Here is a 16,538-nt window from a genome sequence, read left to right as displayed (position 1 = left end):
CAGGGTCGAGCGAGGCGTGGCCGCAGGGCGGTCACGCCTGCTCGGCCCGTTGGATCGAGCGATACACCGTCGACCGGGCGACGCCGAACAGCTCGGCGATCTCGCCGGCGGTGTGGGCACCGGTGCGGTGCAGCTGCACGAGGCGCTTCTCCTGCGAGGCAGTGAGCTCGGGTCTGCGGCCACGGAGCTTACCGGCGGCCTTCGCGACAGCCATGCCCTCCCGCGTCCGGGCACGGATGAGTTCGCCCTCGAACTCGGCAACCATGCCGAGGACGTTGAGCAGCAGCCGGCCGATGGGGTCGGTGGGGTCGTAGACCGCTCCCCCGAGATTGAGAGCGACGCCCTTCTTCGTCAGCTCGTCCGCGATGTCGGTCGTGTCCCGCAGTGACCGAGCTGGACGATCGAGCTTGGTGACGACCAAGACGTCGCCGGCACGGCACGCCGCCAGCGCCTCAAGGAGCCCCGGCCGTGCTCGAGTCGTGCCGAAAGACCATCGTCTACTGCGACACACCAAAGCCGCCCTTTCCTCCTCTGCGCGTGCCTGGACTCCTGGTGCTACCCACGCAGGGGCCCGGGCGCGGCAAGCAAGTCGGCAGCCTCGATGGCGATGAGATCCGACAACTGTTCCCGTGGCAGCTCGTCGACACGGCTCATGATCAGCAAGGCCTCGACCGCAGGCACCCACGTGTCATCCCTGAATTTGAAACTGAATTCTCGCAAGGCTTCCGAGAGCTGCAGAGACCTGTCGTTGCGACCAGCGATCAAGCGCAGACTCTCGACAATGAGAGTTCGTCGGCCAGCCTCGTCTGCGTCGGTGGTCAACCCTAGATCGGTGCCGATCGCGAGGAGGTACCGAAGATTCTCGTTTGCAGGCAGGCTCTTGGACTCGCCAGCAAGAAGGCGAATGTTCAAGCTGTCATGGCCCGCCATCAACCAAGCGACGGCAAGCTCAGGGCCGCACCATTCATCGGCCTCTCGAGTGAGCGCGACGAGCAGCGGGATCGCGATCACGTCCCATTCAGTCACCTCAGTTTGCACAAATCCGCCATGGTCGACGGCAGCATTGTCTTCTGCGACCAAAGGTCTCGTCCTCGCCTTGACTCGCTTGTGGAACCACATCAGGACTGTTCCCCTCGTTGAATCGCACGGTAGACCGTTGAGCGGGCGCCGCCGAACAGCTCGGCGATCTCGCTCGTCGTGTGGGCGCCGGTGCGGTGCAGCTGCACGAGGTGCTTCTCCTGCGAGGAGGTGAGCTTGGGCTTGCGGCCTCGGAGCTTGTTAGCGGCCTTCGCGATGGCCATGCCCTCGCGGGTTCGGGCACGGATGAGGTCGGCTTCGAACTCGGCCACCATGCCGAGGACGTTGAAGAGGAGCCGGCCGACATGGTCGGTGGGGTCGCAGACCGCTCCCCCGAGGTTCAAGGCGACGCCCTTCTTCGTTGGCTCGTCCGCGATGTCGGTCGCGTCCCGCAGCCATCGAGCAAGACGGTCGAGCTTGGTGACGACGAGGACGTCGCCGGCGCGGCACGCGGCCAACGCCCCGCGAAGACCCGGCCGGGCTCGAGTCGTGCCCGACAAGCCGTGGTCAACATGCACGTGTTGATCGTCAACACCCAGTGCTGCAAGACCGTCCCGCTGTGCTGTGAAATTCTGTCCCGAGGTCGAGACGCGCGCGCATCCGATGAGCCCGAACGGCCGTAGCGTTCAAGCCCCCGTCACCGGGCACTTTTGCGGGACAGGCATACGCGAATCCGCAGGCCAGACGCCACTTGACCTCTGCCGGCCGAAACTGGCTCGAGAAGGTGTCCCGATGAACGACCGGCTGACGGGCACCGCAGAACCGCAGCAGGCGCCGCCCCTCAGGGCCGCGCCCGCCATCAGCGCGAGCCTGACCTCAGCGCAGCGCCACCCACGCGATCAGCAGCATCGTGGTGATGAACCCCGCCACGAAGTTGAGCCAGAGGAACCGCTTCCAGCCCTTGTTCGCGCCCTCCGCCTCCGCGTCGGTGACGTTCCACCACGGGGCGCAGTTCAGCGCGTACGCGACCGGGATCACCGCGGCGAACGGGCCGGGGGCGTCGGTGAACGTGAGCAGGACGCCCGAGAGCAGGTAGGCGACGACCGCGAGGCGCACGGTGGTGCGCGCCCCGAAGACGGTCGCGATCGAGGCGATGCCTCCCTCGCGGTCGGCGAGGACGTCCTGCACGGCGCCGAACGCGTGGCTCGCCGCCCCCCAGAGGAAGAACGCCCCGAGCAGCGCCCACAGCTGCGGCGTGAACGTCGCCCCCGCGAGCACCAGCCCGTAGACGGCCGGGCTGACGAAGTGCGTGCTCGACGTGACGGAGTCGACCACCGGGCGCTCCTTGAAGCGCAGGCCCTTCGCCGAGTACGCCACCACGGCGAACAGGCTCACGGCCAGCACCAGCCAGCTGAGCGGGCTGCCCACCGCGACGAGGAACAGCACGAACGGCACGCACGACAGCACCGCCGCCCAGAGCGTCGTGCGGTGCATGCTGCGGTCGAGCAGCGCGCCCTCGACGCCGCCCTTGCGCGGGTTGCGCAGGTCGCTCTCGTAGTCGAAGACGTCGTTGATGCCGTACATCGCCAGGTTGTACGGCACGAGGAAGAACAGGATGCCCACGACCGCGACCAGCCAGTTCACCTGCGAGAAGTCGAAGGCGGGGCTCGGGCCGGTCGAGAGGACGACGGCCGCCGTGCCGTCTGCGATCTGGCGGGCGACCGTCTCGGAGACGTAGGCGCCCTCGCTCTCGGGTCGCGGCGCACTCGCCGCCGTCAGGATGTACGCCGCCGCGAACGGGAACGCCGTGTTGATCCAGCTGAGGGGCCGGGACGACCAGAACAGGGCCTTCAGGGTCGCCGTCACCGCGCCTCCTCGGCCTTCGTCCCCGCGCCGCCGGCCCGGGCCGCACGACGCGCCGCGGTCGCGGCCTTCGCCGCCTCGGTCTCGCTCTTCGAGCCGAGCAGGGTCCACACGCTCGGCAGCAGCACGAGCGCCGCGACCGCGTACGCGAAGTCCTCGAGCGGGGCGATGCCGACGAAGGCGCCGCTGATCCGCGACTCGTCGTAGCCGACCAGCCCGACGCCGATCATGACGTTGTCGAAGACCGCGGTCATCACGAGCAGCACGGCCGTGGCCAGGCCCGCCGCGCGCACCACGGGCGCGAGCGACCCGGGAGCCGAGGAGGCGCGGGTCGCCCGGGTGCGCACCCAGCGCAGCAGCAGCGCGGCTCCCGCCGTCACGGCCACGAGCCCGAGGAACACGGCGTTGATCGCCCAGTAGGTCATGCGCGGCCGCCGTCCGTCGGCGCGTCGGAGGAGCTCGCCGACCCGGCGGCACCGGCAGACCCGCCCGGCACGACCGGCTCGCCCGTCGACAGGCGCGCCGAGGCGGCCCGCCGCTGGGCCCGGGCGTCGAGCACGAGCCGCGAGCCGGCGAGCAGGTCCATCGTCAGCCAGCAGAGCAGCACGAGGAAGAAGACCTCCTCGAGGGGCAGCTCGGGCGCCAGCTGCACGCCCGTCATGAACGAGGTCTCGCCCCGGAAGAACACTCCGGCGTCGATGCCGACGATGTCCCAGATGAGGAAGAACACGACGCCGACCAGCAGCGTGACGAACGCCCGCCAGCCGTCGCGCCAGAAGAACAGGCCGAACCGTCGGTCGAGCATCGCCATGCCGAAGATCGAGATCAGCAGGGCGATCAGGTACGCGAAGCCCATCAGGCGGCGCCGGGCTCGGGCAGCGGACCGGTGCTCGTGTCGCCCCGCATGTTCTTGAGCAGGATCTCGGCGCTGATCAGGCACATCGGCAGGCCGATGCCCGGCCGCACCGAGCCGCCGGCGTAGAACAGGCCCTGCACGTGCTCGGAGGTGTTGCCCGCGCGGAACATCGCGCTCTGCGAGAGCGTGTGCGCCGGGCCGAGCATGCTGCCGCTCCACGCGTTGACGTCGTCGACGAAGTCGCGCGGGCCGCGGGTGCGACGCAGCACGACGCGCGACGCGAGGTCGGGGATCTCGGCCCAGTCGGCGATCTGCTCGATGACCTGGTCGGCGAGCCGCTCGATCAGCGGGTCGCCGTCGCCGGCCACGTCGCCGCCGCCGAGCGCCGGGTCGGCGGGCAGCGGCACGAGCACGAACAGGTTCGTGTGCCCGGCGGGCGCCGTCGACGGGTCGACCGTGCTCGGCTTGCAGACGTACAGCGAGGGCGGGTCGGGGATGCGCTTGTCGTCGCCGAAGATGCGCTCGAAGTTCTCGTGCCAGTCGCGCGCGAAGAACAGCGTGTGGTGCTCGAGCTCGGGCACCTCGCCCTCGACGCCGAGGTAGAGCAGCAGGGCGCTCGGCCCCGGGTCGCGCGTCGCCCAGTAGTCGGAGTCGTAGGTGCGCAGCCCCTCGGGCAGCAGCGTCGTCTCGAGGTGCTCGAGGTCGGCCGCGCCGACGACCACGTCGGCCTCGAGGCGGTGGTGGCCGCCGTCGGCGTCGCCGTGCTCGACGCCGCGCACGACCGCGGTGCGCCCGGGCCCCGGCTCGGTGAGGACGCGCGTGACCGGCGCCTCCGTGACGATCCGCACCCCCGCCTCCTCGGCCACCGCCGCGATCCGCTGGATCACGGTCGTCAGGCCGCCCTGCGGGTAGAGCACGCCGTCGTCGAGGTCGAGCGTGCTCATCAGGTGGTACATGCTCGGCGTCGCGAACGGCGACGACCCGAGGAACACGGCCGGGTAGCCGAGGATCTGCCGCAGCCGCGGCTCCTTCACGGCCCGCGAGGCGAACGCGTCGAGATCCTGCAGCAGCAGTCGGCCGAGCTTCGGCAGCCGCACCACGACGTCGCCGCGCAGCAGCGGCCCGACCGTCTCGAAGCTCGTGTAGAGGAACCTCTGCTTCGCGAGCTCGTACGTGTCGCGCGCCGACCGCAGGTAGCCGCGCATGCGGTCGCCGCTGCCGGGCTCGACGCTGTCGAACAGGGCGATGTTCTCCTCGAGGCCGCGCGGCACGACGATCGGCTCGGCGCGGGTGCCGTCGGCGTCGGGCTCGAACAGCACGCGGTAGCCGGGGTCGAGCGGCACGAGGTCGAGCTGCTCGTCGGACGACGTGCCCATCATCTTGAAGAAGTGGTCGAACACCTCGGGCATGAGGTACCAGCTCGGCCCCAGGTCGAAGCGGAAGCCGTCCTGCTCCCACGTGCCGGCGCGGCCGCCGACCTGGTCGTTCTTCTCGAGCACGGTGACCTCGTGGCCCTCGCGGGCCAGCAGCGCGGCGCTGGCGAGGCCGGAGATGCCCCCGCCGATCACGACCACCCGGCGGCCGTGCCGCTCGATGCTCGTGTCGCCGGTGGCGCGCTTCAGCCAGGGGGTCGTCACAGGGAGGCTCCAGGGGGTCGGTGGTCGGGCACGGAGGCGACGCGGCCGGCGGCGGCCCGCAGCGCGATCCGCACCTTGACGGGGTCGGGCACGCGCACGCGCGTCCGGATGAGCGAGGAGGCGGGGGTCGCCTCGAGACGTCGGTTCAGCTCGGCGAACAGGCCGTGGGCGAGCGCCACCGCGCGGCGCGACGAGGCGGGGAGCACGGGGATCACCTCGCCCGAGACGCGCAGGTCGTCGTCGATGTCGGCGACCAGGCGCTGCTTCGTGGCCTCGTCGAAGGTCGTCACGTCGACCCCGGGGAAGTAGCTGCGCCCGAGGTGCTCGAAGTCGGCCGCGAGGTCGCGGAGGAAGTTCACCTTCTGGAAGGCCGCGCCGAGACGCGTCGCGCCCTCGTCGAGCAGCGCCCGCGTCGAGTCGGGGTAGGCGTGCCCGGCGAGGAACGCCCGCAGGCACATCAGCCCGACGACCTCGGCGGAGCCGTGCACGTAGCGGTCGAACGACTCTTGGTCGTGCTCGGTCGCGCTGAGGTCGGCGCGCATCGACTCGAAGAACGGCCGGGTCAGCTCGGGGCCGAAGCCCGTCGCCCGCGCGGTCCGCGCGAAGGCGTGCACGACGAGGTTGGCGCTGAAGCCCTGCTGCATCGCCCGCTCGGTCTCGGACTCGAGCTCGTCGAGGCAGCGACGGGACTCGTCGACCGTCAGGCCCGCCTCCGTGGCCGGTCCGTCGACGACCTCGTCGGCGACGCGCACCAGCGCGTAGACGTTCTCGACGTGCTGCCGCACGGCCGGGCCGAGCAGCCGCGACGCGAGGCCGAACGACGTCGAGTAGCGACGGATGACGCCGGACGCCGTGCCGTCGGCCGCGTCGTCGTAGAGCGCGAGGCCGGTCACCGCACGCGCTCCAGCACGACCTGGACGAGCGGGGCGAGCGCGTCGCGCAGTGCGGCGCCGATCTCGGGGCCGTCGAGCACGTCGAGCGCGCGGCGGGCGTGCTCCTCGACGAGCTGCTCGGCGAAGCGCCGGGCCCCGCAGGCCTCGAGCCGGCCGCGCACGACGTCGGCCTCGGCCTCGGTCAGGTCGGCCTTGCCGATGAACGGGCGGATGCCGAACCAGTCGTCCGTCGTCGCCGCGTGCGCCACGAGCACCGTGCGCTTGCCCTCGCGCAGGTCGCCGAGGGTGGTCTTGCCGGTGTCGGTCTGGGTGCCGAAGACGCCGAGCAGGTCGTCGACCACCTGGTACGCGACCCCGACCTCGCGGCCGAACTCGCCCAGGGCCCTGACCACCGCCTCCGGCGCCTGGGCCAGCACCGCGCCGGCCTGCAGCGGCGCCTCGAACGAGTAGACGGCGGTCTTGGCGCGCTCCATCGCGAGGATCTCGTCGACGGTCGGCAGGTCGTCCGAGAGCGAGAGCTCGACGTCGATCATCTCGCCGCCCGCGCTGACGAACACGGCCTCGTCGAGCAGGTCGAGGAGGCGCGCCTGCACCGGGCCGTCGCAGGGCACCTGCAGCAGGAGGCGGCTCGCGCCCGTCAGCGCCAGGTCGCCCGCGATCACGGCGGCCGACATGCCGCGGTGCTCGGCGGTGGGCGTGGGGACGCCCGCCGTGGTCGCCTCGTCGCGGTAGCTGCCCGAGACGTTCGGGATGCCGCGGCGCGAGAAGTCGCGGTCGATCACGTCGTCGTGCACGATCAGCGCGGTGTGCAGCAGCTCGAAGGCGGCGCCGACCTTGGCCGCGGCCTCGTCGTCGTGGCCGCCGAGCGCCGTGTAGGTGGTGAAGACCATGCGCGGCCGGAACCGCTTGCCGCCGCTGGTGTTGCGCTCGAGGACCTTCCAGAGGTCGACGTAGCGGTAGCCGACCGACTCGGCCCGGCGCTGGGCGAGGCGGAAGAAGTCGTCGAGCACGGCGTCGACCCGGGCCTGGTCGCGCGCGTCACGGTCGACGAGGTCGCCGCCGACACGGCCCTGCCGGTCGTGCGTCCCCGCACGCTGGTGTTCAGCGCTCACCAGGGCAGACTACCTCTCATGACACCCGAGACCTCCGTGCATCCCCAGGCGCTCCGCAGCCCCGTCACGAGCAGCGGCGACGAGCTCGTGGTACTGCTCGACGAGTCGGGCGAGCCCTGCGGCACGCACCTCAAGGCCACGGTGCACACGGCGACGACGCCGCTGCACCTCGCCTTCAGCTGCCACGTGCTCGACGACCGCGGCCGCGTGCTCGTCACCCGCCGCGCCCTGTCGAAGAAGACCTGGCCCGGCGTCTGGACGAACTCGTTCTGCGGGCACCCGGCGCCCGGCGAGACCCCCGAGGAGGCGGTGGCCCGGCGAGCGTCGCAGGAGCTCGGCATCGAGGTCGCCGAGGTGACCAGCGTGCTGCCGGACTTCCGGTACCTCGCGACCGACGCCTCCGGCGTGGTCGAGAACGAGATCTGCCCCGTCTTCACCGCTCGCGCGGTCGGCGTGCCCGACCCCTCGCCCGACGAGGTCGCCGAGTGGGCCTGGACCGACCCGCAGGCGCTGCGCGACGCGGTCGCCGCGACGCCGTTCGCCTTCAGCCCGTGGCTCGGCTGGCAGCTCGAGGCGTGGCCGACGCCGCAGGGCTGAGTGCCGCCGGGCGCGCGGGCGCCGACGCGCGCCGACAGGGGCAGGCCCCGGACGACGACGGCCGCCCCGACCGAGGTCGGGGCGGCCGTCGTGGTGAGCACCTCGGGGGACGCGGCCGTCGTCGTCGACCCGGCCCGCGCCTCCTCGGGGGTCAGCGGGGGCGCAGCTGCGCCGCGGCCGGGCAGTCGAACGGGTCGCCGCCGGCGGCGAGGCCGACGCGGTTCAGGTAGCGGATGACGATGCCGTACGACTTGACGGCCGTCGTCTCCTGGTAGGGGATCTCGTGCTCGGCGCAGTGCGCCTTGACCAGCTTCGACGCGGCACGCAGGTGCGGCCTGGCCATGCTCGGGAACAGGTGGTGCTCGATCTGGTAGTTCAGCCCGCCCATGAACGCGGTCGAGAAGCGACCCGTGATGTTGCGCGAGGTGAGCACCTGCTTGCTGAGGAAGTCGACCTTGGCGCCCTCGGGGATGATCGGCATGCCCTTGTGGTTCGGCGCGAACGACGAGCCCATGTAGAGGCCGAAGACGGCCATCTGCACGCCGATGAAGGCGAAGGCCATGCCGACGGGCAGGAAGAAGAACACGGCGCCGAAGTAGAGCACCATGCGGGTGGCGATCAGCGAGATCTCGAGCGCGCGGCCCTCGATCTTCTCCTTCGTGAGCAGCACCTTGAACGAGTGCACGTGCAGGTTGACGCCCTCGCCGAGCAGCAGCGGGAAGAAGAAGTAGCCCTGACGACGCGTCAGGTGCTTCATGAGGCCGGTCTGCTTCGCCGCGTCCTCCTCGAGGAACGACACGGTGTCGAACGCGATGTCCGGGTCCTTGCCCTTGGTGTTCGGGTTGGCGTGGTGGCGGGTGTGCTTCGACATCCACCACGCGTAGCTCATGCCGACGACGCCGGCGGCGAGCACACGGCCCACCGCGTCGTTGCGGGTGCCCGAGTCGAAGACCTGACGGTGCGCCGCCTCGTGGGTGAGGAACGCGAACTGGGTGAGGATGACGCCGAGCGCCGCGGCGATGAGCAGCTGGAACCAGCTCGAGCCGAGCAGCACGAAGCCGGTCGCGGCGCCGCCGAGGCAGGCCACGAGGATCACGAAGACGGTGACGTAGAAGCCGGTGCGGCGACGCAGCAGGCCGGCCTCGCGGACGCTGGCGAGCAGGGCCGAGTAGGTGCTGGTGGGGCGGCTGGCGCGACCGGCGACGGTCGGGCGGAAGCCGGACGAGACCGGGCCGGAGGCGGCGGTCGGGGGTGCGATGACGGACATGGGTGCTCCCGCGGGGATAGTTCGACTTCCCAGCCGCGTGACGTGAGCGATGTGCCCGGATGCTCCTGACGCTAGGGGCAGGAGCGGGGGCAGCGCCAGTGCTCGCCGCGATGCACAGGGAAGCCGGGCGGATGCACAGGTGGGGGCGTTGCTCCGCGCGCGGGCGCGGGAGGGCGCGCTGGTGCGCGCGAGAAGCCGTCTCGGCGGCTGTCGCGGCGGCTCTCCGCGCGGCTGTCGCGGCGGCTCTCTCGGCGGCGAGCGACCCGGGCCGCTCGGCGCGGGAGCTGCCAGGAGGGGGCGGTAAACTCCTCGGGTCCGCCCCGCCAAGGAAGAAGTACCGTGCCGTCTGCCTCCGCGCCTCTCGTGCCGTCCGGCGACGACACGGCCGCCGGCGGCCGCACCGCCGGTCGGGGCGACGCCTCGGTCGGGCACGACGCGTCTCGCTACTGGCCCGTGCCCCTGGTGCGTGCGGCGCCCCTCCTCGTGACGGCCGCCGTGGTGACCTTCTCGCCCGACCACTCGCCGTTCGTCGGCCTCGTGGGCTTCGGGGCCGCCGCCGCCGTGGGCGGTCTGCTGCTCGCCGTCGGCGCGCTGCTGCGCCTCGACGACCGCAGCAGCCGCACGCTGCAGGTCGTCCAGGGCGTCACGACCGCCGTCGCGGGCGTCGTGGCCCTCGCCGCCTCGTCGGCCGGGCTCGCCTTCTTCGTCGCCCTCGTCTCGGGCTGGGCCCTCGTCGCCGGCGCCCTCGAGCTCGTCACCGGGCTGCGTCGTCGCGGCCGGTCCCCCCTCGCCCGCGACTGGGTCAGCGTGGCCGTGCTCACGATCGCCCTGGCCGTCGTGTTCCTCGCCGTGCCGCTCGACTACGCGCAGCCGCTCGGGGGCGTCGAAGAGATCCAGGGCGAGCTCACCTCGTCGACGGTGCTCGTCGGCGTGCTCGGCGCGTGGGCCGCGGTCGTCGGGGTGTTCCTCGTCATCGCCGGGCTCTCGCTCCGGTGGCAGACCGACACGGCGCACGGGCACCGCCCGGGCACCGATCCGACACTCGACGAGGGACACCACGCATGACCACACCCAGCTGGCGCGAGCGCGTCCGACCCGCCGAGTTCCTCGGCCTCAGCGCCGTCTTCGCCCTCTTCGTCGGGCTCGTCGTGCTGATGACGACGCGTCAGCTCGAGCTCGCGCTGATCTTCCTCTGCATCGCGTTCATCGTCGCGCTCGTGCTCATCGCGATGCTCGCCCTCGCCGCCAAGCCCAACGAGGACGAGCGCCACGAGATCGACGAGTCGGACCGCCCCAAGGGCCACTGACCCGCGGCGCCGCCGTGCCCGTCGCAAATGCCGACGGTTGCCCCTCCCAGAGCCTCAGAACACCCGGATATCCCTCTTTTGCAGAGTGCGCGGTCGGCATTTGCGGCTGAGCCGAGTGGACCACCCGGCGTCACTGGAGCTCGAGCCCCCAGGTCTCAGCAAATGCCGACCATCCGCCCCTGGGACGGCCCACAATGACGGGATTTCCCGGTGTTGCGGACGCGGCGGTCGGCATTTGCTGCAGATCGACGAGAGGGGTCTAGGCGCAGCCGCGCACTACCCCAGGCGGGCGACGAGCTCCGAGGCGAGGCCCGTGTAGGTCGCGGGGGTGAGGGCGACGAGGCGGGCCTTCGCGTCGGCGCCGATGTCGAGACCCTCGACGAAGGCGACGAGGTCGGCCTGCGAGACGCGCTTGCCGCGGGTGAGCTCCTTGAGCAGGGCGTAGGGGTCGGCGATCGACGAGCGACCGGCGACGACCTCGGCGCGGATCACCGTCTGGATCGCCTCGCCGAGCACCTCCCAGTTGCCGTCGAGGTCGGCCTCGAGCGCCGCGGTGCCGACGGCGATCTCGCCGAGGCCCCGCCGCAGGTTGTCGAGCGCGAGCATCGAGTGCCCTAGGGCCACGCCGATGTTGCGCTGGGTCGACGAGTCGGTGAGGTCGCGCTGCTGGCGCGAGGTGACGAGCGTGGCGGCGAGCGAGTCGAGCAGGGCGCACGACAGCTCGAGGTTGGCCTCGGCGTTCTCGAAGCGGATCGGGTTGATCTTGTGCGGCATCGTCGACGAGCCCGTCGCGCCGACCTGCGGGATCTGCGTGAAGTAGCCCATCGAGATGTACGACCACACGTCGGTCGCGAGGTTGTGCAGCACGCGGTTGGCGTGGGCGACGCGCGAGTAGAGCTCGGCCTGCCAGTCGTGCGACTCGATCTGGGTCGTGAGGGGGTTCCAGGTGAGGCCGAGCGCGTCCTCGACGAACGAGCGCGAGATCTCGGGCCAGTCGGCGCCCGGGTCGGCCACGACGTGCGCCGAGAAGGTGCCCGTCGCGCCGCTGAACTTGCCGAGGTACTCGGTGCCCTCGATCTGGGCGCGGAGGCGCTGGAGGCGGTGCACGAACACCGCGAACTCCTTGCCGACGGTCGTCGGGGTCGCGGGCTGGCCGTGCGTGTGCGCGAGCATCGGCACGTCGCGGGCGTCGACCGCCCAGCGCTGCAGGGCCTCGACGACGGCGTCGAAGGCGGGCAGCCACACCTCGGCCACGGCGGCCTTCACGGTGACCGCGTACGACAGGTTGTTGATGTCCTCGCTGGTGCAGGCGAAGTGCGTCAGCTCGGCGATCGCGTCGAGGCCCAGCTCGGACAGCCGGGCGCGCACGTAGTACTCGACCGCCTTGACGTCGTGACGGGTCGTGGCCTCGAGCCCCGCGAGCTCGTCGATCGCGTCCTGGCCGAAGTCGGCGACGATCGCTCGCAGCGCCTCCTTCTGGTCGGCGGCGAGCGCCTGCGAGCCGAACGCCCCGCGGTCGGTCTGGGCGATCAGCCACTCGACCTCGACGTGCACGCGCGCCCGGTTGAGGCCGGCCTCGCTGAGGTGGTCGCCGAGCGCGCCCACGGAGGTGCGGTAGCGGCCGTCGAGCGGGCTGAGGGGCTGAGGAGGCAACGTCATAAGGGTCCCTTGCGGAGTGCGGGTTCGATCTGGCGGAAGAGGGCGGTGCAGGCTCGCTCGACCATGGCGAGCACGTCGTCGAAGGCGGCTGCGTCCGAGTAGTAGGGGTCGGGCACGTCGGGGCCGCGCCGGGTCGTGCCCTCGGGGTCGAACGACATCAGCAGCTGCACCTTCGAGCGGTCGGCCTCGTTCTCGGCCCACGACCTCAGCACCCGTTCGTGGCCCCGGTCGAGCGCGACCACGAGGTCGTGCCGGGCGAAGTCGGCGGTCGAGAACTGGGAGGCGCGGTGCCGGGAGCCATCGTAGCCACGGGCCTGCAGCGCCTGGACGGTGCGCGGGTCGGCCCCCTCGCCGACGTGCCAGTCGCCGGTGCCCGACGACGAGACGACGAGCGAGTCGGCGTGGCCGGCCCGTGCGGCGAGCTCGCGCAGGACCACCTCGGCCATGGGCGACCGGCAGATGTTGCCGGTGCAGACGAAGACGACGCTGAAGCGGCTCACCGGCGGCGGTCGCCGGACTCGACGACCGGGCGCACCACGATGCCGATCAGCCAGGCGACGACGGCGAGCACGAGCGCGCCGAGCACGCCCCACCAGAAGCCGTCGACGACGAGCCCGAAGCCGATCTGCCCCGAGATCCAGGCGACGATGCCGAGCAGCAGCCCGTTGACGATCAGCGCGAGCAGCCCGAGCGTGAGCACGTACAGCGGGAACGCCACGACGCGGATCGCGGTGCCGACGATGCCGTTGACGAGGCCGAAGATCAGCGCGACGAGCAGGTAGGTGAGCACCGTCTCGGTCGTGCCGCCGTCGCCGTAGGGGTCGACCCGCACGCCGGCCACGACGGACGTGGTGGCCCAGAGCGCGAGGGCGTTGATGAGCAGCCGCACGATGAATCGCATGGGTCCATCATGCCGACCCGCCGCCTCCTCGCGGTAGTCGTGCGCGACCCGGGAGCGGACACGAGGAGGCGCGGGCCCGCTGTGGAGGAGGGGCACGTCCTAAGGTGGCCGGGTGAACGCTCCCGTCAGGCTCCGTCCCGAGATCGCCGCCCTGCCCGCCTACCGCCAGGGGAGGCAGGCCGCGCCCGACGCGTTCAAGCTGTCGTCGAACGAGAACCCGTTCGAGCCGTTGCCCGCCGTCGTCGAGGCCCTGCGCGACGCGGTAGCGGTGAACCGGTACCCCGACGCCACCGCGGCCGACCTGCGCGCCGCCCTCGCCGACAAGTTCGGCGTCACGACCGACGAGGTGCACGTGGGCGCCGGCAGCGTCTCGCTGCTGCAGCAGCTCGTGCTGGCCGCCGCGGCGCCCGGCGACGAGGTCGTCTACGCGTGGCGCTCGTTCGAGGCCTACCCGGGGCTCGTCACGGTCAGCGGCGCGACGAGCGTGCAGGTGCCGCTCCGCGAGGACGGCAGCCACGACCTCGTCGCGATGGCCGCGGCCGTCGGCGAGCGCACCCGCCTCGTGATCGTCTGCTCCCCCAACAACCCGACGGGCACCGTCGTCACGACCGCCGAGTTCGAGGCGTTCATGGCCGCCGTGCCCGACGACCTGCTCGTCGTGCTCGACGAGGCGTACGCCGAGTTCGTCACCGACGAGCACGCCGTCGACGGGCCCTCGCTGACCGAGCGGCACCCGAACCTCGTCGTGCTGCGCACCTTCTCGAAGGCGCACGGGCTGGCCGCGCTGCGCGTCGGGTACGCGATCGGCGCCTCCTCGGTGCTCGACGCCGCGCGCTCGACCGCGATCCCTCTCGCCGTCACCGCGCAGGGCCAGGCGGCCGCCCTGGCCTCGATGGCGCACGAGGAGGAGCTGCTCGCGCGGGTGGACCGCATCGCGGTGCTGCGCGACCAGGTCTGGCGCGCCCTCGTCGACCAGGGCTGGGAGCCGCCGCTGGCGCAGGGCAACTTCGTCTGGCTGCCGACGGGCGAGCACACCGCCCACGCGGCCGAGGTGTTCGCGGCCCACGGCCTGGTGGTCCGCGCCTTCGCGCCCGAGGGCCTGCGCGTCACGATCGGCGAGCCCGCCTCGGTCGACCGACTGTTGCGCGCGGCCCAGGAAGTGCTCAGCAACACATCCTCGTGAGGGCATGTGTGCCCTAGTAGATTGGTCCCCATGTCTCCGAGCGAAGCGGGCCAGCGGGCCGGCACGGTCCAGCTGCTGACGCCCACGGGCGAGCTGGTCCGCACCGACGCCACGGCCGAGTTCCTGCCCTGGGTCGACGCCCTGAGCGACGACCAGCTGCGCGCCATGCACCGCGACATGGTGCTGACGCGGCGGTTCGACCGCGAGGCCGCGGCCCTCGCCCGCCAGGGCCAGCTGGCGCTCTGGGTGCCGAGCCACGGGCAGGAGGGCGCCCAGGTCGGGCTGGCCCACGCCACCCGCCCTCAGGACCACCTGTTCCCCTCGTACCGCGAGCACGCCGTCGCCCTGGCGCGCGGTGTCGACCCGGTCGACGTGCTGCGCCTGCTGCGCGGCCACACGCACGGCGGCTGGGTGCCGGCCGACCACGGCAACTTCCACGTCTACACGCTCGTGATCGGCTCGCAGACCCTGCACGCCACGGGCTTCGCCATGGGCCTCGGGCTCGACGGCAAGAGCGGCACGGGCGACCCCGAGGTCGACGAGGCCGTCGTCACCTTCTTCGGCGACGGCGCCACCAGCCAGGGCGACGTCAACGAGGCCATGATCTTCGCGACGAGCTTCCAGACCCCCGAGCTGTTCTTCCTGCAGAACAACCAGTGGGCGATCAGCGTGCCGGTGTCGCGCCAGTCGCGCACCCCCCTCGTCGACCGCGCGGCCGGCTTCGGCCTGCCCGCGACCCAGATCGACGGCAACGACGTGCTCGCGAGCTACGCCGTCAGCCGCCGCGACCTCGACGCGGCCCGCTCGGGCTCGGGGCCCCGCTTCATCGAGGCCATGACGTACCGCATCGGCGCGCACACCTCGTCCGACGACCCGACCAAGTACCGCACCGACGACGAGCTGCAGGGCTGGATCGCCCGCGACCCGATCGACCGCTTCGCGGCGTTCCTCCGCTCGCGCGGCGAGGGCGACGCGTTCTTCGCCGAGCTCGAGGCCGAGGGCGACGACCTCGGCCACGACGTGCGCACCCGCACCACGTCGCTGCCGTCGCCCGACCCGTCGCTGATGTTCGAGAACGTCTACAGCGAGCCGCACCCGCTGATGCGCGAGCAGCACGAGTGGCTCACCCACTACGAACAGGGCCTCGGCGGCGGCGCCGACGCCGACACCGCAGGAGGACGCGCATGAGCGACGTGACGACCACCACCGCCGCGGCCCCGGCCGAGGGCGCAGGGAGCGGCGCCGACGCGGTCGAGCCGACCCGCGCCTCCTTGGAGACCATGCCGCTCGGCAAGGCCATCAACGCCGGCCTGCGCCGCGCGATGGCCGACGACCCGCGCGTGCTGCTCATGGGCGAGGACATCGGCACGCTCGGCGGCGTCTTCCGCGTCACCGAGGGGCTGCAGGCCGAGTTCGGCGAGGGCCGCGTCATCGACACGCCCCTGGCCGAGTCGGGCATCGTCGGCACCGCCATCGGCCTCGCGATGGGCGGCTTCCGACCCGTCGTCGAGATCCAGTTCGACGGCTTCATCTACCCCGGCTTCGACCAGATCGTGTCGCAGCTCGCCAAGATGACGAACCGCCACGAGGGCTCGCTCACGATGCCCGTCGTCATCCGCGTGCCCTACGGCGGGCACATCGGCGCCGTCGAGCACCACCAGGAGAGCCCCGAGGCGTACTTCGCGCACACGGCCGGCCTGCGCGTGGTCAGCCCGAGCACGCCGCACGACGCCTACTGGATGATCCAGGAGGCGATCGCGTCGAACGACCCGGTCATGTTCTTCGAGCCCAAGAGCCGCTACTGGCCCAAGGGCGAGGTCGACCTCGCCGAGCCGCACGCGCCGCTGCACGCCAGCCGCGTCGTGCGCACCGGCACCGAGGTCACCCTGCTCGGGCACGGCGCCATGGTCAGCGTGCTGCTGCAGGCCGCCGAGATCGCCGCCGCCGAGGGCATCTCGGCCGAGGTCGTCGACCTGCGGTCGCTGTCGCCGATCGACTACGCGCCCATCCTCGAGTCGGTCCGCAAAACCGGCCGGCTCGTCGTCGCACAGGAGGCGCCCGGCTTCGTCAGCGTCGGCTCCGAGATCGCCGCGACCGTCGCCGAGAAGGCGTTCTACTCGCTCGAGGCCCCGGTGCTCCGCGTGAGCGGCTTCGACACGCCGTTCCCGCCCGCCAAGCTCGAGACGCTCTACCTGCCCGACGCCGACCGCGTGCTCGAGGCCGTCGACCGCGCTCTCGCGTACTGA

The 16,538-nt window shown here is 71.9% G+C and carries 18 protein-coding genes and 1 pseudogene; 6 read left to right on the top strand and 13 right to left on the bottom strand.

Translation table 11 applies throughout. The annotated features are described in order from the left end of the window. Positions 1 to 31: 31 nt before the first annotated feature. The 9 genes and pseudogenes from FHR78_RS11635 to FHR78_RS11595 all read right to left on the bottom strand — a co-directional run. Positions 32 to 484 (bottom strand): annotated as a pseudogene (locus FHR78_RS11635) (recombinase family protein); the annotation flags it as partial. A gap of 71 nt (positions 485 to 555) precedes the next feature. Continuing rightward, complete coding sequence (locus tag FHR78_RS11630) at positions 556 to 1,080, bottom strand: hypothetical protein (protein ID WP_166760607.1); 525 nt, start codon at positions 1,078 to 1,080, stop codon at positions 556 to 558. 38 nt (positions 1,081 to 1,118) lie between these two features. Continuing rightward, on the bottom strand, positions 1,119 to 1,682 hold the full coding sequence (locus FHR78_RS11625) for a recombinase family protein (protein WP_166760808.1): 564 nt from the start codon (positions 1,680 to 1,682) through the stop codon (positions 1,119 to 1,121). 211 nt (positions 1,683 to 1,893) lie between these two features. Continuing rightward, a complete protein-coding gene (locus tag FHR78_RS11620; protein WP_347878168.1) occupies positions 1,894 to 2,883 on the bottom strand; it encodes a prenyltransferase in 990 nt (329 codons plus the stop codon). Beyond that, positions 2,880 to 3,305, bottom strand: coding sequence for a lycopene cyclase domain-containing protein (locus tag FHR78_RS11615; RefSeq protein WP_166760606.1), 426 nt, complete (start codon positions 3,303 to 3,305; stop codon positions 2,880 to 2,882). Before FHR78_RS11615 ends, FHR78_RS11620 begins: the two co-directional genes overlap by 4 nt. Further along, a complete protein-coding gene (locus tag FHR78_RS11610; protein ID WP_166760605.1) occupies positions 3,302 to 3,736 on the bottom strand; it encodes a lycopene cyclase domain-containing protein in 435 nt (144 codons plus the stop codon). Before FHR78_RS11610 ends, FHR78_RS11615 begins: the two co-directional genes overlap by 4 nt. Beyond that, entirely contained in the window at positions 3,736 to 5,373 is a 1,638-nt protein-coding gene (gene crtI / locus FHR78_RS11605) for a phytoene desaturase family protein (protein WP_347878167.1), read from the bottom strand. The genes FHR78_RS11610 and crtI overlap by 1 nt, the downstream gene beginning before the upstream one ends. Beyond that, positions 5,370 to 6,266, bottom strand: a complete 897-nt coding sequence (locus tag FHR78_RS11600) for a squalene/phytoene synthase family protein (protein WP_166760604.1) — start codon at positions 6,264 to 6,266, stop codon at positions 5,370 to 5,372. Before FHR78_RS11600 ends, crtI begins: the two co-directional genes overlap by 4 nt. Then, positions 6,263 to 7,378 carry a polyprenyl synthetase family protein gene (locus tag FHR78_RS11595; RefSeq protein ID WP_166760603.1) on the bottom strand — a complete coding sequence of 372 codons (1,116 nt, stop codon included), beginning with the start codon at positions 7,376 to 7,378 and terminating at the stop codon, positions 6,263 to 6,265. The genes FHR78_RS11600 and FHR78_RS11595 overlap by 4 nt, the downstream gene beginning before the upstream one ends. Positions 7,379 to 7,396: 18 nt before the next feature. On the opposite strand from FHR78_RS11595, the gene idi reads away from it, so the two are divergent. After that, positions 7,397 to 7,975: an isopentenyl-diphosphate Delta-isomerase gene (idi, locus tag FHR78_RS11590; protein ID WP_166760602.1), complete on the top strand. Its 579-nt coding sequence runs from the start codon at positions 7,397 to 7,399 to the stop codon at positions 7,973 to 7,975. Positions 7,976 to 8,126: 151 nt separating this feature from the next. Here the strand turns inward: idi and FHR78_RS11585 are convergent, their stop codons facing one another. Further along, complete coding sequence (locus FHR78_RS11585) at positions 8,127 to 9,242, bottom strand: fatty acid desaturase family protein (protein ID WP_166760601.1); 1,116 nt, start codon at positions 9,240 to 9,242, stop codon at positions 8,127 to 8,129. A 339-nt stretch (positions 9,243 to 9,581) separates the two neighbouring features. Between FHR78_RS11585 and FHR78_RS11580 the strand changes: the two genes are divergently transcribed. Next, a complete protein-coding gene (locus FHR78_RS11580; RefSeq protein WP_347878166.1) occupies positions 9,582 to 10,307 on the top strand; it encodes a DUF308 domain-containing protein in 726 nt (241 codons plus the stop codon). Continuing rightward, positions 10,304 to 10,549 (top strand): hypothetical protein, encoded by a 246-nt coding sequence (locus tag FHR78_RS11575; RefSeq protein ID WP_166760600.1) that lies wholly within the window; start codon positions 10,304 to 10,306, stop codon positions 10,547 to 10,549. Before FHR78_RS11580 ends, FHR78_RS11575 begins: the two co-directional genes overlap by 4 nt. 276 nt (positions 10,550 to 10,825) lie before the next feature. Here the strand turns inward: FHR78_RS11575 and purB are convergent, their stop codons facing one another. Genes purB through FHR78_RS11560 form a run of 3 tightly spaced genes read right to left on the bottom strand, consistent with a single transcriptional unit; the run spans position 10,826 to position 13,109 of the window. Next, positions 10,826 to 12,208: an adenylosuccinate lyase gene (gene purB, locus FHR78_RS11570; RefSeq protein WP_166760599.1), complete on the bottom strand. Its 1,383-nt coding sequence runs from the start codon at positions 12,206 to 12,208 to the stop codon at positions 10,826 to 10,828. After that, positions 12,205 to 12,654, bottom strand: coding sequence for a low molecular weight protein-tyrosine-phosphatase (locus FHR78_RS11565; protein ID WP_166760804.1), 450 nt, complete (start codon positions 12,652 to 12,654; stop codon positions 12,205 to 12,207). The genes purB and FHR78_RS11565 overlap by 4 nt, the downstream gene beginning before the upstream one ends. A 50-nt stretch (positions 12,655 to 12,704) precedes the next feature. Further along, the gene (locus FHR78_RS11560; RefSeq protein WP_166760598.1) at positions 12,705 to 13,109 is read right to left on the bottom strand and encodes a phage holin family protein; all 405 of its coding nucleotides are present in this window, start codon (positions 13,107 to 13,109) and stop codon (positions 12,705 to 12,707) included. A gap of 112 nt (positions 13,110 to 13,221) precedes the next feature. Here FHR78_RS11560 and FHR78_RS11555 point away from each other — a divergent pair, with 112 nt between their 5' ends. The 3 genes from FHR78_RS11555 (at position 13,222) to FHR78_RS11545 (ending at position 16,538) form a co-directional block, all read left to right on the top strand. Then, complete coding sequence (locus tag FHR78_RS11555; protein WP_166760597.1) at positions 13,222 to 14,292, top strand: histidinol-phosphate transaminase; 1,071 nt, start codon at positions 13,222 to 13,224, stop codon at positions 14,290 to 14,292. 30 nt (positions 14,293 to 14,322) lie between these two features. After that, positions 14,323 to 15,480 carry a thiamine pyrophosphate-dependent dehydrogenase E1 component subunit alpha gene (locus tag FHR78_RS11550; RefSeq protein WP_166760596.1) on the top strand — a complete coding sequence of 386 codons (1,158 nt, stop codon included), beginning with the start codon at positions 14,323 to 14,325 and terminating at the stop codon, positions 15,478 to 15,480. A gap of 92 nt (positions 15,481 to 15,572) precedes the next feature. Then, positions 15,573 to 16,538: an alpha-ketoacid dehydrogenase subunit beta gene (locus FHR78_RS11545; RefSeq protein ID WP_243862532.1), complete on the top strand. Its 966-nt coding sequence runs from the start codon at positions 15,573 to 15,575 to the stop codon at positions 16,536 to 16,538.

It is taken from the genome of Frigoribacterium faeni (assembly GCF_011761235.1).
Classification (GTDB): domain Bacteria; phylum Actinomycetota; class Actinomycetes; order Actinomycetales; family Microbacteriaceae; genus Frigoribacterium; species Frigoribacterium faeni_A.
Note: the sequence above shows the minus strand (reverse complement) of the source record. Positions and strands in the feature narration are given on the sequence as shown.